This window comes from Janibacter sp. HTCC2649 (assembly GCF_000152705.1).
Lineage (GTDB): Bacteria > Actinomycetota > Actinomycetes > Actinomycetales > Dermatophilaceae > Knoellia.
Genome location: NZ_CH672413.1, coordinates 1,075,188 through 1,095,844, shown reverse-complemented (window position 1 = coordinate 1,095,844; position 20,657 = coordinate 1,075,188). Strand labels below are relative to the sequence as shown.

The 20,657-nt window shown below is 68.4% G+C and carries 19 protein-coding genes; 12 read left to right on the top strand and 7 right to left on the bottom strand.

What is annotated here, in order from left to right:
- Positions 1-14 precede the first annotated feature (14 nt).
- Complete coding sequence (locus JNB_RS05245; protein WP_009775377.1) at positions 15-806, bottom strand: thymidylate synthase; 792 nt, start codon at positions 804-806, stop codon at positions 15-17.
- 71 nt (positions 807-877) lie between these two features.
- Here JNB_RS05245 and dapA point away from each other — a divergent pair, with 71 nt between their 5' ends.
- The 6 genes from dapA (at position 878) to JNB_RS05215 (ending at position 9,887) form a co-directional block, all read left to right on the top strand.
- Entirely contained in the window at positions 878-1,765 is an 888-nt protein-coding gene (gene dapA, locus JNB_RS05240) for a 4-hydroxy-tetrahydrodipicolinate synthase (protein WP_009775376.1), read from the top strand.
- The gene (locus JNB_RS05235) at positions 1,762-3,447 is read left to right on the top strand and encodes a ribonuclease J (RefSeq protein ID WP_009775375.1); all 1,686 of its coding nucleotides are present in this window, start codon (positions 1,762-1,764) and stop codon (positions 3,445-3,447) included. The genes dapA and JNB_RS05235 overlap by 4 nt, the downstream gene beginning before the upstream one ends.
- 86 nt (positions 3,448-3,533) lie before the next feature.
- On the top strand, positions 3,534-4,331 hold the full coding sequence (locus JNB_RS05230; protein WP_237700617.1) for a hypothetical protein: 798 nt from the start codon (positions 3,534-3,536) through the stop codon (positions 4,329-4,331).
- 53 nt (positions 4,332-4,384) lie between these two features.
- Complete coding sequence (locus tag JNB_RS05225; RefSeq protein ID WP_083784565.1) at positions 4,385-6,196, top strand: fumarate reductase/succinate dehydrogenase flavoprotein subunit; 1,812 nt, start codon at positions 4,385-4,387, stop codon at positions 6,194-6,196.
- Positions 6,193-6,969 (top strand): succinate dehydrogenase/fumarate reductase iron-sulfur subunit, encoded by a 777-nt coding sequence (locus JNB_RS05220; protein ID WP_009775372.1) that lies wholly within the window; start codon positions 6,193-6,195, stop codon positions 6,967-6,969. The genes JNB_RS05225 and JNB_RS05220 overlap by 4 nt, the downstream gene beginning before the upstream one ends.
- A gap of 143 nt (positions 6,970-7,112) precedes the next feature.
- Entirely contained in the window at positions 7,113-9,887 is a 2,775-nt protein-coding gene (locus tag JNB_RS05215; protein ID WP_083784390.1) for a DNA translocase FtsK, read from the top strand.
- A 4-nt stretch (positions 9,888-9,891) separates the two neighbouring features.
- Here JNB_RS05215 and JNB_RS05210 read toward each other — a convergent pair whose 3' ends face one another.
- Positions 9,892-10,962 carry a MauE/DoxX family redox-associated membrane protein gene (locus JNB_RS05210; RefSeq protein ID WP_009775370.1) on the bottom strand — a complete coding sequence of 357 codons (1,071 nt, stop codon included), beginning with the start codon at positions 10,960-10,962 and terminating at the stop codon, positions 9,892-9,894.
- A gap of 54 nt (positions 10,963-11,016) precedes the next feature.
- On the opposite strand from JNB_RS05210, the gene JNB_RS05205 reads away from it, so the two are divergent.
- Positions 11,017-11,724, top strand: coding sequence for an ion channel (locus JNB_RS05205; protein WP_009775369.1), 708 nt, complete (start codon positions 11,017-11,019; stop codon positions 11,722-11,724).
- Between the two features lie 6 nt (positions 11,725-11,730).
- On the opposite strand, the gene JNB_RS05200 is transcribed toward JNB_RS05205, so the two are convergent.
- The 4 genes from JNB_RS05200 to JNB_RS05185 all read right to left on the bottom strand — a co-directional run bounded on the left by JNB_RS05200 (position 11,731) and on the right by JNB_RS05185 (position 16,032).
- A complete protein-coding gene (locus JNB_RS05200) occupies positions 11,731-12,915 on the bottom strand; it encodes a dipeptidase (protein ID WP_009775368.1) in 1,185 nt (394 codons plus the stop codon).
- A gap of 14 nt (positions 12,916-12,929) precedes the next feature.
- The gene (locus JNB_RS05195; protein ID WP_009775367.1) at positions 12,930-13,886 is read right to left on the bottom strand and encodes a hypothetical protein; all 957 of its coding nucleotides are present in this window, start codon (positions 13,884-13,886) and stop codon (positions 12,930-12,932) included.
- Positions 13,887-13,990: 104 nt separating this feature from the next.
- Positions 13,991-14,944 (bottom strand): hypothetical protein, encoded by a 954-nt coding sequence (locus JNB_RS05190; RefSeq protein ID WP_009775366.1) that lies wholly within the window; start codon positions 14,942-14,944, stop codon positions 13,991-13,993.
- Between the two features lie 110 nt (positions 14,945-15,054).
- Positions 15,055-16,032 carry a hypothetical protein gene (locus JNB_RS05185; protein ID WP_009775365.1) on the bottom strand — a complete coding sequence of 326 codons (978 nt, stop codon included), beginning with the start codon at positions 16,030-16,032 and terminating at the stop codon, positions 15,055-15,057.
- Between the two features lie 153 nt (positions 16,033-16,185).
- Between JNB_RS05185 and rimO the strand changes: the two genes are divergently transcribed.
- The 5 genes from rimO to JNB_RS05160 all read left to right on the top strand — a co-directional run bounded on the left by rimO (position 16,186) and on the right by JNB_RS05160 (position 19,782).
- The gene (rimO, locus tag JNB_RS05180) at positions 16,186-17,586 is read left to right on the top strand and encodes a 30S ribosomal protein S12 methylthiotransferase RimO (RefSeq protein WP_009775364.1); all 1,401 of its coding nucleotides are present in this window, start codon (positions 16,186-16,188) and stop codon (positions 17,584-17,586) included.
- A complete protein-coding gene (gene pgsA / locus JNB_RS05175; RefSeq protein WP_009775363.1) occupies positions 17,583-18,239 on the top strand; it encodes a CDP-diacylglycerol--glycerol-3-phosphate 3-phosphatidyltransferase in 657 nt (218 codons plus the stop codon). The genes rimO and pgsA overlap by 4 nt, the downstream gene beginning before the upstream one ends.
- 4 nt (positions 18,240-18,243) lie before the next feature.
- On the top strand, positions 18,244-18,750 hold the full coding sequence (locus JNB_RS05170; protein WP_009775362.1) for a CinA family protein: 507 nt from the start codon (positions 18,244-18,246) through the stop codon (positions 18,748-18,750).
- Positions 18,751-18,871: 121 nt separating this feature from the next.
- Positions 18,872-19,174 (top strand): helix-turn-helix domain-containing protein, encoded by a 303-nt coding sequence (locus JNB_RS05165; protein WP_040884239.1) that lies wholly within the window; start codon positions 18,872-18,874, stop codon positions 19,172-19,174.
- Positions 19,175-19,185: 11 nt separating this feature from the next.
- The gene (locus tag JNB_RS05160) at positions 19,186-19,782 is read left to right on the top strand and encodes a GrpB family protein (protein WP_009775360.1); all 597 of its coding nucleotides are present in this window, start codon (positions 19,186-19,188) and stop codon (positions 19,780-19,782) included.
- Here JNB_RS05160 and JNB_RS05155 read toward each other — a convergent pair.
- The gene (locus JNB_RS05155) at positions 19,767-20,633 is read right to left on the bottom strand and encodes an Fpg/Nei family DNA glycosylase (protein ID WP_040883617.1); all 867 of its coding nucleotides are present in this window, start codon (positions 20,631-20,633) and stop codon (positions 19,767-19,769) included. The two genes, JNB_RS05160 and JNB_RS05155, sit on opposite strands and share 16 nt — an antisense overlap.
- Between the last annotated feature and the right edge of the window lie 24 nt (positions 20,634-20,657).

Here is a 20,657-nt window from a genome sequence, read left to right as displayed (position 1 = left end):
TTGTTGGTCCGGTCTCAGACCGCGATCGGCGCCTTGATGCCCGGGTGCGGGTCGTAGCCGACGAGCTCGAAGTCGTCGAGGTCGAAGTCGTCGATCGCTGTCTTGGGCGCGATCCGCATCGTCGGCAGGTCGCGAGGCTCGCGGGTCAGCTGGAGGCGGGCCTGCTCGAGGTGGTTGGAGTAGAGGTGCGCATCGCCGAGGGTGTGGACGAACTCGCCGGGCTCGAGGTCGGTGAGCTGGGCGACCATCATCGTGAGGAGCGCGTAGGACGCGATGTTGAAGGGCACACCGAGGAAGACATCGGCGGAGCGCTGGTAGAGCTGGCACGAGAGCTTGCCGTCGCTGACATAGAACTGGAAGAGCGCGTGGCACGGGGGCAGCGCCATGTCGTCGACGTCGGCGACGTTCCAGGCGCTGACGATGTGGCGGCGGGAGTCCGGGTTGGTGCGGATGCCTTCGATGACCTTGGCGATCTGGTCGACCTGACGGCCGTCGGGGGTGGGCCAGGAGCGCCACTGGTGGCCGTAGACCGGGCCGAGGTCGCCGTTCTCGTCGGCCCACTCGTCCCAGATCGAGATGCCGCGCTCCTGAAGCCACCGGACGTTGGTGTCACCGCGCAGGAACCACAGGAGCTCGCCGATGATCGACTTGAGGTGCACCTTCTTGGTCGTGACGACGGGGAAACCGTCGGACAGGTCGAAGCGCATCTGGTGGCCGAAGACCGAGCGTGTGCCGGTGCCCGTGCGGTCGGACTTGTCGACGCCCTCGTCGAGGATGCGGTTGAGGAGGTCGTGGTACTGGCGCATGGCGAGAGCGTAACCGCGACCACTGACGACGGTACGAGGGTGCCCGCACGGCACCGACTACCCTGAGGGCCATGACGACGAACCCCTTCGGCCGGGTCATCACGGCCATGGTCACACCGATGAGAGCTGATGGATCCGTGGACGAAGGGGGCCTGCGCGCGGTGGTCGAGCACCTCATCGCGAACGGTCACGACGGCATCGTCGTCAACGGCACGACGGGCGAGTCGGCGACCCTCACGGACGACGAGAGCATCGGCGCGATCCGTCTGGCCAAGGAGGTCGCCGGGGGCCGTGCGGCCATCACTGCCGGAGTCGGTTCGAACGACACGGCGCACAGCATCCACATGGCGGCCCGCGCGGTCGAGGCTGGCGCGGACGCGCTCCTGCTCGTGATGCCCTACTACAACAAGCCGACGCAGGCTGGCGTCCTCGCCCACTGCCGCGCCGTCGCCGACTCGACCGAGCTGCCCGTCATGCTCTACGACGTGCCGCACCGCACGGGCCTGGCCTTCGCGAGTGAGACGCTCATCGAGCTGGCCGAACACCCGCGGATCGTCGCGGTCAAGGACGCCAAGGGTGACCTGTGGGCGTCAACCAAGGTCATGGCCGCCACGGACCTCCTGTGGTTCAGCGGCGATGACGTCGTGAGCCTCGCCCACTGGGCCCAGGGCGCGGTCGGCGTCGTCTCGGTCGTCGGTCACGTCGCGGGCAAGGAGTATGCCGCCATGCTCGCCGCCGTCGATGCCGGAGACCTCGCGACCGCGCGCGAGATCCACCAGCGACTCATCCCGGCGGTCGACGCCATCATGTCGACGTCGCAGGGGGCGATCATGGTCAAGGCCGCGCTCGTGGAGCTCGGTGTGATCGAGTCCGCCTTTGTCCGACTGCCGCTCGTCGAGTCGCCGCCGGAGCACCTCGAGATCCTCCGCACGGGCCTCGCGGAGGCAGGTCTGCGATGAGTCACCCGCATCCCGAGCTCTCCCTGCCCGGCCCCCTCGCTGACGGTGGCGTTCGCATCGTCGCGCTCGGCGGACTCGGTGAGGTCGGCCGCAACATGGCCGTCATCGAGCACCAGGGCCAGCTGCTCATCATCGACTGTGGCGTCCTCTTCCCGGACGACCACCACCCGGGCATCGACCTGATCCTCCCGGACTTCAGCTACATCGCGGACCGGCTCGACGACGTTCAGGCGATCGTCCTCACCCACGGTCACGAGGACCACATCGGCGCCGTGCCGTTCCTGCTGCGCCTCAAGGCCGACATCCCCCTCGTGGGCTCCAACCTGACGCTGGCCCTCATCGAGGCCAAGCTCAAGGAACACCGGATCAAGCCCTACACGCTGGCCGTCAAGGAGGGTGGTCGCGAGACCTTCGGGGTCTTCGACTGCGAGTTCATCGCGGTCAACCACTCCATCCCCGACGCACTCGCCGTCTTCGTGCGCACCTCCGGCGGCACGATCCTGCACACCGGCGACTTCAAGATGGACCAGCTGCCCCTCGACGGACGCCTCACCGACCTGCGCGCGTTCGCGCGGCTGGGGGAGGAGGGCGTCGACCTCTTCATGACGGACTCGACCAACGCCGAGGTCCCCGGGTTCACCACCCCCGAGAAGGAGATCGCCCCGGCGATCGACCGTGTCTTCCGGGACGCACGCCGCCGCGTCATCGTCGCCTGCTTCTCCTCGCACGTGCACCGCGTCCAGCAGGTCCTCGACGCCGCCGAGAAGTCCGGCCGCAAGGTCGCCATGGTCGGCCGCTCGATGGTGCGCAACATGGGGATCGCCGCAGAGCTGGGCTACCTCCACGTGCCCGACGGCATCCTCGTGGACTTCAAGAAGCTCGGGAACCTGCCCGACAACAAGGTGACGCTCATCTGCACCGGCTCGCAGGGTGAGCCCATGGCGGCCCTGTCGCGCATGGCCAACCGCGACCACCAGATCGAGGTGGGCGAGGGCGACACCGTCCTCATGGCCTCCTCGCTCATCCCCGGCAACGAGAACGCCGTCTACCGCGTCATCAACGGCCTCATGAGGCTCGGCGCCGACGTCGTCCACAAGGGCAACGCCAAGGTGCACGTCTCCGGTCACGCCAGCGCCGGCGAGCTCCTCTACTGCTACAACATCGTCAAGCCCCGCAACGTCATGCCGGTGCACGGCGAGTGGCGTCACCTGCGGGCCAATGCCGACCTGGCGCTCGCGACGGGTGTGCACCCCAAGGGTGTCGTCGTCGTCGAGGACGGCGTGGTCGTCGACCTCATCGATGGCAAGGTCAACGTGGCCGGCGCGGTCGAGGCCGGCTATGTCTATGTCGACGGCTCGTCCGTGGGCGAGGCCGACGAGGGCCTGCTCAAGGACCGCCGCATCCTGAGGGACGAGGGCTTCATCTCGGTCATCGTCGTCATGGACTCGAGCACCGGCAAGATCGTCGCCGGCCCCGAGATCGCTGCCCGGGGCTTCGTCGAGGGCGACATGGTCTTCGACGACGTCATGCCGAGCCTGGTCAAGGCGCTCGACGACGCCACTGCCCAGGGCATGAACGACAGCTACCAGCTCGAACAGGTCATGCGTCGGTCCGTCGGCGGCTGGGTGGGTCGCAAGATCCGTCGCCGGCCGATGATCATTCCCGTCGTCATTGAGACCTGAGGCTGCGGCTGAGCGTGGTTCGCGTGGCGCCCTTCCCTTGTGCTGGCTTTTCTACCAAGGTGTAGCCAACACAAGGAGGTGTGGCGGTGGCGACTCCGGAGCTGACCGGCGTACGAGGACCGACGCGGGCCGGGATCGAGGCGCGCACCCTTCGCGAGGACCGCTGGTGGCTTGCGCCACTGGTGACGTTCGTGGTGTTCACCGCCTTCGTCGTCTACGCGACGGTGCGCGCGTTCATGGGGCGCGACTACTACGCCTCGCCCTATCTGTCGCCCTTCTACTCACCCTGTCTGGGCGACTGCGTCGAGGGGGCGTCGGACTTCGGGCAACCCTTCAAGGCATTCCCGTTCTCCGCAGCACTGATCATCCTGATCTTCCCCCTGGGCTTCCGGATGACCTGCTACTACTACCGCAAGGCCTACTACCGCGCGTTCTGGCTCTCGCCGCCGGCCTGTGCCGTGGCCGAGCCGCACTCGAGCTACTCCGGTGAGACCCGCTTCCCGTTGATCCTTCAGAACATCCATCGCTGGTTCTGGTATGCCGCGGTGGTCGTCGCGCTCGTCCTGACCTTTGACGTGGTGCTGGCCTTCCGCAATGCCGAGCACGAGTGGGGCCACATGGGCCTCGGCACGTTGCTGATGATGATCAACGTCGCCTTCATCTGGCTCTACACGCTCTCGTGCCACTCGTGTCGGCACACGGTGGGCGGCCGGCTGCGGCACTTCTCCAAGCACCCGGTGCGCTACAAGCTGTGGACCTGGGTCTCGAAGCTGAACGTCAACCATGCCCGCTATGCGTGGGTGTCCCTGTTCTCCGTCGCCCTCGTCGACCTCTACATCTGGTTGCTGGCGGCGGGCGTGATCGACGACGTGAGGTTCTTCTGATGACCGAAACCTCTGCCCCCGGCGAGGGCCGGCACCCGATGACCGGCAACGCGATGTCCGGCGACGCCCAAGGCGGCATGGAGCGCCACAGCTACGACGTGGTCGTGGTCGGCGCCGGCGGGGCCGGGCTCCGCGCGGCGATCGCTGCCCACGACTCCGGCGCCCGGGTTGCGGTCGTCTGCAAGTCGCTGCTCGGCAAGGCCCACACCGTGATGGCCGAGGGCGGCATCGCAGCCTCGATGGGCAACCTCTATCCCGAGGACAACTGGGAGGTGCACTTCCGCGACACCATGCGTGGCGGGAAGATGCTCAACAACTGGCGGATGGCGCAGCTGCACGCGCAGGAGGCGCCCGAGCGGGTCATGGAGCTGGAGGACTGGGGAGCACTGTTCGACCGCACCGAGGACGGGCTGATCAGCCAGCGCGACTTCGGCGGCCACAAGTACGCCCGCCTCGCGCACGTCGGTGACCGCACCGGCCTCGAGATGATCCGCACCCTGCAGCAGCGCGCGGTCGCCCTGGGCATCGACGTCTTCATGGAGTGCACCGTCACCGACCTCTTCAAGGCCGACGGCAAGATCGCGGGCGCGTTCGCCTACTGGCGAGAGTCCGGTCGCTTCATCGTCTTCGACACCCCCAGTGTCATCCTCGCCACCGGCGGCATCGGCAAGTCCTTCAAGGTGACGTCGAACTCCTGGGAGTACACCGGCGACGGCCATGCACTGGCCATGCGGGCGGGGGCCAGCCTCATCAACATGGAGTTCGTGCAGTTCCACCCGACGGGCATGGTCTGGCCGCCCTCGGTCAAGGGCCTGCTCGTCACCGAGTCCGTGCGCGGTGACGGCGGCATCCTCAAGAACTCCGAGGGCGAGCGCTTCATGTTCGACTACATCCCGGACTTCTTCAAGGCCGAGACAGCGGACACGATCGAGGAAGCCGACCGCTGGTACGACGACAAGAAGAACAACCGGCGACCACCCGAGCTGTTGCCCCGCGACGAGGTCGCGCGCGCCATCAACTCCGAGATCAAGGCCGGCCGAGGCACGCCGCACGGCGGCATCTACCTCGACATCGCCTCCCGGCGCACTCCCGAGTTCATCCGCAAGCGCCTGCCGTCGATGTACCACCAGTTCAAGGAGCTGGCCGACGTCGACATCACCGCGGAGCCGATGGAGATCGGCCCGACCTGCCACTACGTCATGGGTGGTGTCGAGGTCGACGCCGACACCCAGGAGAGTGCGGTGACCGGTCTGTATGCCGTGGGCGAGTGTTCCGGAGGCATGCACGGCTCCAACCGACTCGGCGGGAACTCGCTCGGCGACCTGCTCGTCTTCGGCAAACGAGCGGGAGAGGCCGCGACGGCATACGCCGCTTCGCTGGGCGAGACACGACCGAAGGTCGATGAGGCGGACGTGAAGGTTGCCCAGACGAGCGCTCTGGCGCCGTTCGAGGTCGAGGGCGGGGAGAACCCCTACACGATCCAGTCCGACCTCCAGCAGTCGATGAACGACCTCGTCGGGATCATCCGGACGGCTTCCGAGCTCGAGGAGTCGCTCAGCGAGATCGAGGCGTTCAAGGCGCGGGCCACCACGATGGTCGTCGAGGGACACCGGCAGTACAACCCCGGCTGGCACCTGGCGCTCGACCTGCGCAACATGCTCATCGTCAGTGAGTGCATCGCCAAGGCGGCCCTCGCTCGCGAGGAGTCCCGTGGCGGCCACACCCGAGACGACTTCCCCGGCCCGAGTGCGGAGTGGGGGACCAAGAACCTCGTGGTGACCCTCAATGCCGAAGGCACGGGCGTCGACCTCCACGAGAAGCCGTTGCCCGAGATGCCCGAAGAGCTGAAGGGGTACTTCGCATGAGTTACACGCTGAACCTGAAGATCTGGCGCGGGGACTCCTCCGGCGGGGAGATCAAGGACTATCCCGTCGAGGTCTCCGAGGGTGAGGTCGTGCTCGACGCGATCCATCGAGTGCAGGGGACCCAGGCTGGCGACCTCGCGGTGCGCTGGAACTGCAAGGCGGGCAAGTGCGGCTCGTGCAGCGCCGAGGTCAACGGCAAGCCGCGCCTCATGTGCATGTGCCGGCTCTCGGACTTCGAGCAGGACGAGGTCATCACGGTCACGCCGATGCGCAGTTTCCCGATCATCCGAGACCTGGTCTCCGACGTCTCGTTCAACTACGAGAAGGCCAAGGAGGTGCCGGCCTTCGCGCCACCTGAGCGTGACGCCGATGGCAAGCGCCGCATGCAGCAGATCGACGTGGAGCGCGGCCAGGAGTTCCGCAAGTGCATCGAGTGCTTCCTGTGTCAGAACACCTGCCACGTCGTGCGAGACCACGAGGAGAACAAGGAGGCGTTCGCAGGCCCCCGCTTCTTCCTGCGCTACGCCGAGCTCGACATGCACCCGCTCGACACGAACGACCGGCGGGCGCTCGCCCAGGACGCTGCCGGCCTCGGCATGTGCAACATCACCAAGTGCTGCACCGAGGTGTGTCCCGAGGGCATCAAGATCACCGACAACGCGATCATCCCGCTCAAGGAGCGGGTCGTGGACCGCAAGTTCGACCCCCTGGTGTGGCTCGGGAGCAAGATCGGCGTCCGCAACAAGGACAACGACGGCCGCGCCGAGGTCTGAGAATCTGCGACTTCGTGCCCCTTACGGACACGGTCGTCGGCCGAAGGCCTCCGTTTCCGTGTCCGTACGGGGCACGAAGTCGGGTCGAGGTGTTGCGCGTGTGACACGTGTGTCTGGGGTGACTTTCGCCTAGGGTGCGGAGCATGGCCTCCCGTTCGACTTCTCCTGCGCGCTCACGCCCGGCTTCCGGCCGGCCGGCGAACCGCCGCGCACCCGCCCGTCCCGCGAGCCGCAAGAAGGCGCCGGCCAAGGGCGGCGCACCCATGCCCGTCGCCGCAGTGCGCGGAGCCTGGATGGGTCTGGCCCACGCCACCGGCGGCACGGTCCGCAAGGTGTCGCACGCAGGCCAGGACCTCGAGCCCGAGCACCGTCGCGACGGAGCCGGTCTGACCCTCATCGCGCTGGCCGTCGTCGTCGCCGCCCGAGAGTGGTGGGGCCTCAACGGCATCGTCGGTGAGGTCACCCACGCCGTCGTCGCCGGAACCTTCGGTCGAGTCGCGTATGCCGTCCCGATCGTCCTGCTGCTCTTCGGCCTTCACCTGTGGCGCACCCCGCGTGAGCACCCCGCGACCAACCGCATGGCCATCGGAACCACCCTGCTCGCCTTCGCGGCCACCGGCATCGTCCACGTCGCTGCCGGCATCCCCGAGCCCCCGGCAGGCGCCGACGGCATGCGCGCCGGCGGCGGGATCATCGGCTTCCTCGCGTCGAGCCCGCTCCAGGCCGCGGTCTCGATCTACGGCACCATCCCGCTCCTCATCCTCATCGGGATCTTCGGCCTGCTCGTCCTCACGGCGACGCCCGTGCACGAGATCCCGGACCGCTTCGACCAGTTGCGCGCAACGCTTCTGGGCCACCCGGCATACGCCGAAGAAGACGATGCGGACGGTCTGCCCGTCAAGAAGCCGCGCCGCACGCGCGCCCTCGCCGATGAGCCCCTGGTCGGTGACGAGGCCTTCGAACAGGCCGCGATCGTCGCCTACGAGGACCGCGTCGGCGGCAAGGGTCGCAAGAACCGCCCCGCCATGGACACCACCCCGGTGCCGGAGGAGGGTGGCCCGCGTCCCGGAGAGAAGCGCCCGACTGCGCCCGGTGTCCTCGCTCCGTCCGCGACCGTCAAGGCGCCGCTCGAGCCGACCCGGCTCGAAGCACCGCCGACGACTCCACTTCCGGCTCGCGTCGAGCAGCTGTCACTCGCCGGCGACGTGACCTACACGCTTCCCGACAACTCCGTCCTCAAGCAGGGTGCACCGCACAAGGAGCGCTCCGAGGCCAACGACCGCGTCGTCGAGTCCCTGACCAACGTCCTGGACGAGTTCGGCATCGACGCCCAGGTCACCGGTTTCACCCGCGGACCGACGGTCACCCGCTACATCGTCGAGCTCGGCCCCGGCATCAAGGTCGAGCGCGTCACCGCGCTGTCCAAGAACATTGCGTATGCCGTCGCCTCGGCTGACGTGCGCATCCTCAGTCCCATTCCCGGCAAGTCCGCGATCGGCATCGAGATCCCGAACCCGGACAAGGAGATGGTCTGCCTCGGCGACGTCCTGCGCAGCCGGGTCGCGCGCGACAACCACCACCCGATGGTCATGGGTGTCGGCAAGGACGTCGAGGGTGGCTACGTCATCGCCAACCTCGCGAAGATGCCCCACCTGCTCGTCGCCGGCGCCACGGGCTCGGGCAAGTCGAGCTTCGTGAACTCGATGATCACCTCGATTCTCATGCGGGCGACGCCCGACGAGGTGCGCATGGTGCTCGTCGACCCCAAGCGAGTCGAGCTCACGGCATACGAAGGCATTCCGCACCTCATCACGCCGATCATCACCAACCCCAAGAAGGCCGCCGAGGCCCTCCAGTGGGTCGTGCGCGAGATGGACCAGCGCTACGACGACCTCGCGGCCTACGGCTACAAGCACGTCGATGACTTCAACAAGGCGGTGAAGTCCGGCAAGGTCCAGCCGCTGCCGGGCTCGAAGAGGGTCATCCAGCCCTACCCCTACCTCCTCGTCGTCGTCGACGAGCTCGCCGACCTCATGATGGTTGCCCCTCGTGACGTCGAGGAGTGCATCGTCCGCATCACCCAGCTCGCCCGTGCCGCCGGTATCCACCTCGTGCTCGCGACGCAGCGACCGTCGGTCGACGTGGTCACCGGACTCATCAAGGCCAACGTGCCGAGCCGTATGGCATTCGCGACGTCCTCGCTCGCCGACAGCCGCGTCGTCCTCGACCAGCCCGGTGCCGAGAAGCTCCTCGGTCAGGGTGACGCGCTGTTCCTGCCCATGGGCGCCAGCAAGCCGATGCGCGTGCAGGGTGCCTGGGTCACCGAGACCGAGATCCAGGACGCCGTCGCCCACGTCACCGGTCAGCTCAAGCCGACCTACCGCGAGGACGTCACCGTCGTCGCGGCGAAGAAGAACCTCGACGACGACATCGGCGACGACCTCGACCTGCTGCTGCAGGCCACCGAGCTCGTCGTGACGACCCAGTTCGGCTCGACGTCGATGCTTCAGCGCAAGCTGCGCGTCGGCTTCGCCAAGGCCGGGCGTCTCATGGACCTCCTCGAGTCCCGTGGCGTCGTCGGACCCTCAGAGGGTTCCAAGGCGCGCGACGTGCTCGTGCGGCCCGACGACCTCGAGACGACGCTCGCGCTCCTGCGCGGCGACGACATCCCCGACGAGGACCCGGCCTTCGACAACGAGGCCACCGATGAGGTGCCCCAGGCTGGTGTCCCGTCGATCGACGCGCCGCCCGTGACGTCCGTGACGCCGTCGAGCGCGCAGACGCAGCAGGTCCCGACCGACCGCTACGGCCCCGATGCGGTCGCCGCCGGTCTGGCGAGTCGGCCCCAGGTGGAGTCGTGGGACGAGGACGATGAGGACAGCGAGGACGCGTGGGAGCTCACCGGTCACCAACGGTGAGCTGTCACTCCTGACTGACGTCGTCCACTGAGGCCACGGCTTCACGCAAGGCGTCGCGGACGTCCTCGACGAAGTCGCGCACCTCGTCGATGCCGTCCACTGGCCCTCCGGCCAGGTAGCCGTCAGCACCCAGGAGCAGCGCGCTCGGTGAGTCCTCAAGGCGCAGCCGACGCCACGCCACCCCTGCGTGGTCGACCAGCGTCCCCGGCGGGACGTTGCCCGTGAAGCGACCGGCGATCGGCACCGAGAAGACGAGGCGAAGATCGGCGTGGGCGAGTTGCTCCTGCCACCCTTCGATCAGCGCGGACACTGTCGTGGTCGACGCGCAGTAGCAGTTGACGAAGACCAGCAGCTGGGCCCGCTTGGCCGCGAGCTCGGGGAGGGTGACCGGACCAGCCCCGGGGTCGTGGAGCAGGAGCTCAGGCGTCGGCGTGCGGACGTAGTCATCTTCTTCCGGCTCACCTGCGCTGGCAGGTACGGCAGGCATGGGAGGTACGGCAGTGTCGGCGACGAAGTCAGGGGAGGGTTCCTGCCACACGAACGGCGCCGGTGCCTCGGCCTTCGCTCCGAGCACGAGGGCGGTCACCGTGCAGGCCACCAACGCCAACCCCAGCCACAGCCATTCCGGGGTCCCGGCGTCGGACAGGACCGACCAGACCGTCCGGCCCGAGCCGGCCAGCGCCACTGCGGCACCTGCAGCGGCGACGAGGAGGGTGTTGCGCATGAGGGTCCGCCGCGAGATCGGCTGGTTGATGTCGCCGAAGCAGCCGCAGGAGGGTCGGGGCGTGATCGTGAGACCACGGGCGATGAGGGCCCAGTAGGCCAGCATGAGGACAAGCGTGGCCGTCGCCGCCACTTCGAACACTCGAGACCAAGGGGCAAGAAGGCCGACGACCAGCACGATCTCGATGCCCGGGATGGCGCGCGCCAACCACAACGGCAGCACCCACGTCGGGAGGTTCAGGTTGGCGATGACCGAGCGGAGAGCTGCCCCCTTGCCCCACTTGGTCGCGGCACTCAGTCCGATGACGCCGATGAGGATGAGAGGCGCGATCACCCAGGCGTCGTGCTGCATGTCGTCATCGTAGGGCGGGACCTCGGGCCGCCGTGGCCGCTTAGAGTGACGGCCATGGAGACGAAGCTCTGGGACGACCTGCGTGAGCCCCCGACCCGCGCCCAGCGCTGGGCGGCAGTGCTGCGCAAGCAACCGTCCGCCTTCCTTCTCGCTGTGCAGCTGCTCGTCATCGTGCTGCTGCCGTGGCTGGAGGGCATCAAGTACGGGCGAGTCGCTCTCACCGTGCTCAGTCTCTGTGCCCTCACCATCGCCGTCTTCACGGTCCGGAGCACGCCCGCGCTCACGTGGCTGTCCGTGCTCATCGGTCTGCCAGCCGGGGTCCTCGAGATCTGGTCCGTGATTGCGGATGACAACACCGTCATCGTGGCGCTGGCGCACACGTCCCTGTCGCTCTTCTACTTCTACACGGCCTACGGTCTGGTCTCCTACATGTTCGAGGACTCCTGGGTGACCAAGGACGAGCTGTTCGCGGTCGGGGCGGCCTTCACGGTGTTGCTCTTCGCGTTCGCCTACCTCTTTCTCGCGGTGCAGGCGATGTGGCCCGGATCGTTCGTGGGCCACGTGGATCGACCTGATCGCACCTTCCTCGAGCTGCTCTACCTGTCCGGAGCCAACCTCACCAGCGTCGGCCTGTCGGATGTCCTGCCCGTCGGCCCGCAGGCGCGGGCGGTCGCGATCATCGAGCAGCTCGCCGGAGTCATGTACGTCGCGATGGTCATCTCGCGCCTCGTCGCGCTCACCGTCATGCGCAACAAGGCCTGAACTGCCTCACTCGCCGTCGAGGTCCTCGATCCGGGCCGTGCTCGGGCCACGCGTCGCACTGAGCTCGCGAGCCGTTGCCTCGACACCCTCGAGCACCCTCAGGGCATTGCTCCAGGTCAGCTTGCCCAGGTCGTCATCGGACCAACCACGGTCGGCCAGCGCCTCCAGCAGCACGGGGTAGCCAGCCACGTCGTCGAGCCCGGTCGGGAGGACGTCCACGCCGTCGTAGTCGCCGCCGAGCCCGATGTGGTCGACGCCGGCCACATCGCGAACGTGCTCGATGTGAGCAACGACGTCGTCGAGGGTGGCCTCCGGCTGGGCGTGCGTCTCGCGGTAGCCCACGAGGAAGGACGAGTATGCCGCGTAGTCGGCCGAGTCGATCCCCTCGCCAGCCGCCACGTCCGCGGCCTCGAGGTCCCACTCGCGAATGGCGGGGGAGACGAACTTGGGCACGAACGTGACCATGCAGAGGCCGCCGTTGGCGGGGAGTTGCGCGAGGACGTCATCCGGCACGTTGCGGGGGTGGTCGCACACGGCCCGGGCGGACGAGTGCGAGAACATCACCGGCGCTGTCGTGGTGGCCAGAGCAGCACGCATGGTGTCCGGCGAGACGTGGGAGAGGTCGACGGCCATACCGATGCGGTTCATCTCGCGCACGACCTCGCGGCCAAAGGGGGAGAGGCCGCCCAGGACCGGCTCATCCGTGGCGGAGTCGGCCCAGGGAACGTTGTCGTTGTGCGTGAGAGTCATGTAGCGCACCCCGAGCGTGTGGAGCATGCGCAGAGTCCCGAGCGAGGAGTCGATGCTGTGCCCGCCCTCGGCACCCATGAGCGACGCGATGCGGCCGGAGGCTCGGGCCTCACGCACGTCGGTCGAGCTGACTGCGAAAGCCAGCTCACCGGCATACCGGGTCGTCATTTCGCGCACGAAGTCGATCTGTTCGAGCGTTGCGGTGACAGCCTTCTCGCCGGCCCACTTGGCGTCGACGTAGACCGACCAGAACTGCGCGCCCATACCTCCCCGGCGCATGCGCGGGATGTCCGTGTGGGTGGTCGCGACGTCGCCACTGATGTCGAGGCGATCGAGGTCGTAGCCAACCTGCTTGCGCGCCTCCCAGGGGAGGTCGTTGTGGCCGTCCCACACGGGGTGGGTCGCGAGCAGGGCGGTGATGCGCTGGGACGTCGACGTCATCGTCCCAACCTAGGTCACTCCTTGCGGGCGCGGTCCTTCGCGGCTGCGACCGTGCGACGGACCTGCGCGACGCTGTCCGGGCTTGCCTGCTTGCCTCCGGTGGGAATGGACACGAAGCCGGGAAGGTCGGTGCGGTAGGCCACGATCCGCCAGGACACCGTGCCGCCTGCGGTACCGCCCTGGATGTGGGCGCCGGTGGTCGTGCGGGAGATCCACAGGTTGGGCATCGGCCCTGAGTTTGGCGTGACGAAGACTCTCGAACTGTAGAAGTTGACGTCCTCGAGGATCGGGCCCGTGAGGTCCACCGTCGCAGTCCCCATTCCGTCGAGCGTCGCCTCGGCGCTGAAGTTGACCTCGTTGCCATCGGCGGAGGTGGCTCCCCAGACCACGCTGTTGCGCGTGAGGGCGACTTCCTGGCCCTCGACGATGAAGGTGTCGCCGACGGAAATGAGAGCGGGGAGGGTGAACGCAGCCACAGCGACGATCGCGGCGTTGGCCTCGCCGCCGTCGACCAGCAGCCCACCGCCCACGCTTGAGGTCGATGCGAGGTTGACGGCCTCGATGGCGAAGCGGTCGGGGTTGCTCGTGTTGGCGAGGATGCCGGTGTTGTTGATGCCACTGGCAGCGAGGCCGGCGCCGTTGCCAGCGGTGGGGCCGGTGTTGGCGGCAGACAGGCCGTACTTGCTTCCAGATCCGGTGCCGCCGGCGAAGCCGTTGTTGTTCTGGGCGAAGAAGAACGCGCCGGCGCCCGCGCCGGTGTTCTTCACGGTGAGGCCGATGGCGGTGCTGCTCGTCGTCAGCGTGGTGCCGGCCGTGCCAGCGCTGTTGGCGCGACCCGCGAGGACGGCCTGACCGGCAGCTGCCCCCGCAGTGGTGGCGGTGGCGACGGCCGCGGTGGTGGCGACGGCGCCGACGGCCCCGACACGTATTGCCGTGCGGCGGTCAAGGGCAGGGTTGGTCTTCGGGGACATGCGAGGCCTCACGTGGCGGATGGGACTGGGCGGGTGCGAACGTCAACGGACAACGGCGTGTGGGGCGCCGAACGAATCGGCGCCCCACACGACGTGACGTCAGGTCACTTGCGGTTTGCGCGCTCCTTGGCGACCTTGGCCGAGGACTTGGCGATGTCGACACCGGCCGGCGCGCGGCGGGCACCGGCGGTCGGGGCGCCGCCCCAGTCGGTCCGGGAGGCAACGACGCGGAACGAGGCCGTGCCTCCGGCAACGCCACCGGCGATCTTGACCTGGGTGCCGGTGATCGTGATCCAGAGGTTCGGCATCGGGGCGGAGTTTGCCGACACGAGCGGGATCGCCGAAGCGAAGTCGACGTCGTCGCTGTCGGGACCGGCGAAGTCGACCGTTGCTGCGCCACTGCCGTCCAGGGTCACGGTGCGGCTGTAGGTGACCTCGGGTCCGTCGGCCGACGTCACGCCGAAGACGACGCTGTTCAGGGTGATGACGACCTCATGACCCTCGACGTAGATGACGTCGCCGATCGAGACGACCGCGGGGACACCGATGTTGCTGATGGAGAGAAGGCCGACCCCGTCGCCACCTTCGGCGTAGATGCCGCCACCGTCGGAGGTGCCGACGCCCGAGAGGTTGACACCCTCGAGGGCGTACTTGTCGGAGTTGTTGGTGTTGGCGAGCACTCCGGTGTTGTTGCCACCGCTGGCCGCCATCGCTGCTCCCACGCCCACGGCGCCGGTGTTGGCTGCGGACAGGCCGTACTTGTTGGCGGCGCCCGTGCCACCTGCGAAGCCGTTGTTGTTCTGCGCGAAGAAGAACGCGCCTGCGCCGGCGCCGGTGTTCTTCACGGTGAGGCCGATGGCGGTGCTGGCCGTCGTCAGCGTGGTGCCGGCCGTGCCGGCGCTGTTGGCGCGACCGGCGAGGATGGCCTGGCCGGCAGCGGCTTCAGCATTGGAGGCGGTGGCGACGGTGGCAGCGGTGGCGGCCGTGGCAGCGGCGCCGACGGCCCCGAACCGGATCGCGGTGCGGCGGTCGAGGGCAGCGTTGACCTTCGTGGACATGGTGAGGACCCCTTGAAGTGAGTGGAAAGCGACGATGAGTCGGTTGAGTATCCCCCTGCCGTGGGCGGCTTGCGGGGTTTCGGTGATATCTGGCGGCGCCCCGCCGCAGATCAGTCGCGGGCGGCGGTGCGGGCCCTGGCCGCAGCAACGGCCCTCTTGGCCGAGGTCAGCGAGGAGGTGGCGGCCTTGCGAGAGCCGGGCTCGACCCAGCTCCACACGTCCTTGCGGCTCGCGGTGACGCGGAAGGTCACCTTGCCCGATGCGGTGCCGCCCGAGATCGAGATGCCACCGTTGGCATCGGTGGTGATCCACAGGCCCGGCATCGGCCCTGAGTTGGGGCTCACGACGGCCTTGGCGCCCGCGAGGTCGAGGTCACCCGACGCGATGTAGGTCGCAGGCCAGGTCACCGCAGCGGCGCCGAACCCGTTGAGCGTGACCGTCTCGGTGTAGCTCACCTCGGCGCGGCTCGCCATCTCGGCGAAGAGGACGGCGTCGCCCTGCGTGACGGCGATCTGGTGGCCGTCGAAGATCAGGACGTCGCTGACGCTGACGACTGCCGGGATGCCGGGAGGGGCGACCGCGACGAGGGCCGGGGAGTTGGTCTCGCTCTCGACGTAGAGCCCGCCGCCGCTGGCGTCGAACGTGCCGGTGGTCCCGAGGTTGATGGCCTCGACGGCGAACTTGTCGGAGTTGTTGGTGTTGGCGAGGACCCCGGTGTTCTTGCCACCGCTGGCCGCCATGGCTGCGCCCGTTCCGACAACACCGGTGTTGGCAGCCGAGAGGCCGTACTTGTTGGCGGCGCCGGTGCCACCTGCGAAGCCGTTGTTGTTCTGCCCGAAGAAGAACGCGGCCGCACCAGCGCCCGTGTTCTTGACCGTGAGCGTGATCGCGCTTCCGCTGCTGGAGATCGTGGTGCCCGCCGTGCCGACAGTGTTGACGGCGCCCTGGATGACGGCCTGGCCAGCAGCGGCCTCGGCGTCGGAGGCGGTGGCGACAGTGGCTGCGGTCGCCGCAGTCGCGGCAGCGCCGACGGCCCCGAACCGGATCACGGTGCGGCGGTCGAGGGCAGCGTTGACCTTCGTGGACATGGTGAGGACCCCTTGAAGTGAGCGGAAAGTGATGATGAGTCGCGTTGAGTATCCACAATCGGGAACGCACTGGACAGGGGTTGGTGGAAAGCGTTGCTCCACCGCGCCCGCGCGTGTGCGTGGGACCCCCGTGGACCGAACTAGAGTGGGTGCATGCCTGTACCCGACACGACCACGCGTTCGGTGGCCGTAGTCACCCTGGGTTGCACCCGCAATGACGTCGACTCCGAGGAGCTCGCCGGCCGATTGAAGGCCGGGGGATGGACCCTCGTCGACGACGCGTCCGAAGCGGATGTGGCCGTGGTGAACACCTGCGGATTCGTCGAGCAGGCCAAGAAGGACTCGATCGACAGCCTCATCGAGGCCTCGGCCCTCAAGGAGACCGGGCGCACCCAGAAGGTCGTGGCTGTCGGCTGCCTCGCGGAACGCTACGGCCAGACGCTCGCCGATGAGCTGCCCGAGGCGGATGCGGTTCTCGGATTCGACTCCTATGCCGACATGTCGACCCATCTGCGCACGATTCTCGATGGCGGGACGGTCAAGAGTCACGTGCCCAGCGACCGCCGCAAGCTGCTGCCGCTCTCGCCGGTGACCCGCCAGGAGGCATCGGCCGACGTCGCGCTTCCGGGGCACTCGGCACCGCGTGCCCGCCTCGACAGTGGCCCCTGGGCGCCGCTCAAGATCGCGAGTGGCTGCGACCGTCGTTGCGCGTTCTGCGCCATCCCGATGTTCCGTGGTTCGTTCGTGTCGCGTCGCCCCACCGATGTCATCGAGGAGGCGCGCTGGCTCGCGACCCAGGGCGTTCGTGAGCTCTTCCTCGTCAGCGAGAACTCCACGTCCTACGGCAAGGACCTCGGCGACCTCGCCCTCATGGACGCGCTCCTGCCCGAGCTCGCCGACATCGACGGCATCGAGCGAGTCCGGGTCTCCTATCTCCAGCCGGCCGAGGTGCGCCCCGGCCTGCTCGACGCCATGGTCGCCATTCCCGAGGTCATGCCGTGGTTCGATCTGTCCTTCCAGCACGCGTCCGCGCCGCTCCTGCGCCGGATGCGCCGCTTCGGTGGCACTGAGCCGTTCCTCGGGCTCATCGACGATGTCCGTCGTCGTTCGCCCCTCGCTGGCATCCGCAGCAACGTCATCGTTGGTTTCCCCGGTGAGACCGAGGCCGAGGTCGACGAGCTGGCGCAGTTCCTGACCGCGGCGCGGCTCGACGTCGTGGGCGTGTTCGGCTACTCCGACGAGGACGGCACCGAGGGCGAGCTCCTGCCCAACAAGGTCGACGCCCAGGACATCGCCGACCGCGTCGCGCGCATCACCGACCTGATCGAGGAACTCACCACCCAGCGCGCCGAGGACCGCATCGGCGAGAGCGTCCGCGTCCTCATCGAAGAGGTCGACGACGAGACCGGCGACGTGATCGGTCGGGCCGAACACCAGGGTCCCGACGTCGACGGCACCACGCGCGTCGTGGGCGCCCAGGCAAGCATCGGAGAAACCGTCCTCGCCACGGTGGTCGGCACCGAAGGCATTGACCTCGTCGCGGACCGCGCATGACTGAGCGGCCGTCACCGGTCGCCCGGATCGCGCCGAGTGCCTGGAACATCGCGAACGGGCTGACTGTCCTGCGCCTGTTCCTCGTCCCTGTCTTCGGCTGGTTGCTGTTGTGGGGCGACGGTCATGGCGCCTCGACCCGCTGGTGGGCCTTCGCCGTCTTCTTCGTGGCGATGCTCACCGACCGGATCGATGGCGACATCGCCCGCAGTCGTGGCCTCATCACCGACTTCGGCAAGGTCGCCGACCCGATCGCCGACAAGACGCTCGTGACGATGGCCCTCGTCGGACTGTCGATGATCGGCGACATTCCCTGGTGGATCACCGTCGTCATCCTCGTGCGCGAGTGGGGCATCACGGCAATGCGCTTCTGGGTCATCCGACACGGCATCATGGCGGCCGGTCGTGGCGGCAAGCTCAAGACCCTGCTCCAGGCCCTCGCCCTGGGCTTCTTCGTCATCCCGCGCTTCTCCTTGCCCTTCAGCGAGGTCCTCGACGGGATCGCCTGGGTGACTCTTGTCGCCGCGCTCGTCCTCACCATCGTCACGGGTGTCGACTACGCGATCGATGCCCTGCGGCTGCGCCAGACGAGCCCTCGGGCGCTCGCCAAGCGCGCGGCGCGCGCCGCGACCCGGGAGCAGCGGCACAAGCCGTGACCTCGTGAGTCCTCCGTCTGCAAGGGTTGTCGCCGCGCTCATCGAGCGAGGGTGGACCGTCGCCACGGCGGAGTCCCTCACCGGTGGCCTCGTCTGCGCGACCCTCACGTCGGTGCCGGGTTCGTCCGAGACGGTGCGTGGGGGAGTCGTGTCCTACACGATCGACGTCAAGGCCGACCTGCTCGGTGTCGACCCCGATCGCCTCGCCGAGGTGGGGGCGGTCGATGCCACCGTTGCTGCCGAGATGGCCGAGGGCGTGTGCCGACTCGTGGGCGCCGACGTCGGACTGGCAACGACAGGCGTCGCCGGTCCCGGTCCGTCGGAGGGTGTGCCGGCCGGCACCGTTTTCGTCGCGGCCGCCGGACCGTGGCCATCCAGCCCCACGACGCGGGCACTCACGCTGGCCGGGTCGCGTGACGAGATCCGTGCTGCGAGCGTCGGCGCCGTCCTCGATCTTCTGCTCGAGCTGCTCGGCGAATCGTCCGCCGCCGACACGCCGGGCGATGGCTGAACGCCACGCCGAACCACCAGCGGGAATAGGCCCTCCTGCAGAACACTTCGACGTGATGTGACCTTCGCGAGGTAGCGTGGACACCATCAGCTGGGACGAAGCGCCGAAGGGAGGCCCGATCATGATCCTGCTCCGACACGAGCTCGGTGAGGTTCTTCGCGAGCGGCGCCAGGAACAGGGCCGCACCCTGCGCGACGTGGCCGCGGCCGGCGCCGTCTCCCTCGGCTATCTCAGCGAGGTCGAGCGTGGCGTCAAGGAGGCCTCCTCGGAGCTCCTCGGTGCCATCTGCGACGCACTCGACATCCCGATGTCGCTGGTCCTCGAGGACGTCAGTCGCCGCGTTGCCCGCGTTGAGTCGATGAGTGCCCCGGTCTCCCTGCCGGTCGGTGAGCGTGTCGGCGTGGTCTCGGCCTCCGCGGCCTGACCGCGTTCTCCGTGCCGGACCCCGAACCTTCGGAGCGCGTCCCGCTGGACCCGTTCGTCGGCGACCGTCCACCACCGTTCTCCGTCCCGGTCGTGTTGCACGAGCCGGACCCGTTGTGGCAGTCCCTGTTTGCCTCGCACGCGGCGGCCATCCGATCCGCCCTGGGCGACAACGCCTGCGCGGTCGACCACGTCGGGTCGACCTCGGTGCCGGACCTTCCGGCCAAGCCGATCATCGACATCCTGCTGCAGGTGGGTGACCCGACCGATGAGGCGGCCTACGTTCCGGCGCTGACAGGGCTCGGCTACTGGTTGCAGATCCGAGAGCCGGACTGGTTGGAGCACCGCGTGCTCTACCAGCGGATCGATCGCGGTTCACCGCACGACATCAACCTCCATGTCCTCTCGCCGGACCTGGGTGCGCAGGAGATCGCACGCATGCTCGGCCTGCGCGACTGGCTGCGGACCCACCGCGAGGACCGTGAGCGGTATGCCGCCGTCAAGCGTGAGCTGGCGAGTCGCCGCTGGCGCTACGTCCAGGACTACGCGAACGCCAAGTCCGAGGTGGTCGAGGAGATCCTCGCCAAGGTCGTTCAGGCTCGCCGGTAGGGCGTGCTGCGGCCTCCCGACGAGCCCAGAGGGCGCTGCGCCCGCCCGTCGTCGCCGGGAGCCATGCCTCCTTGGCAGGTGGGGCAGTAGAACATCGTGCGCTCGCGGCCGGGTGGCCCGATCATCGACACCCGGATGGTGTTGCCGCAGCGGCGACACGGTCGTCCGGACCGCGCGTGCACGTAGTGCTCCTCACCGCGGCGCCGCACGCCGGTGCTCGACTGCACAGCATGGTGCCGCGAGGTGTCCATGAGGCGGTGGATCCGGGCAACGAGGGCCTCCACGCGCTCGGGCGCGACCTGGGCGGCGGCAGACCACGGTCCGATCCGCTCGATGAAGAGGGACTCCGACGCCCACAACGTCCCGACCCCGGCAAGCACGCGCTGGTCGAGCAGGGCGGCACCGATGACCGTGGTCGAAGCCAACACCTGGGCGACCGCCTGCTCGGGGTCCCAGTCAGGCCCAAGAACGTCGGGGCCGAGATGCCCGACGATGTCGCCCTCGCGAGAGGTCGGCACGATCTCCAGCATCCCGAGCCGCAGGCCGATCGCCGACCAGGTGTCCGTGCCCACCGCAGCACGCAGGTCAGCACGGCGCAGCCATCGCGCGGTGTCCGCCGGGCGCTCGACCCGCCACTGTCCTTCCATCTTGAGATGGGAGTGGACGGTCAGTCCGGAGTCGACTCGGTGCAGCAGGTGCTTGCCGTGACTCACGACCTCGGTGGTCACTGCTCCACGAAGGTCGGCCGTCGCGATCTCGGGAAACCTGAAGTCGCTGAGCGTGATCGGTGTGCCGCTGAGGGCACGGTGCAGCCGGTCAGCGGTGCGCCACACCGTGTCACCCTCAGGCAAGGTGTCTCCTCATGCTGCGCGCTT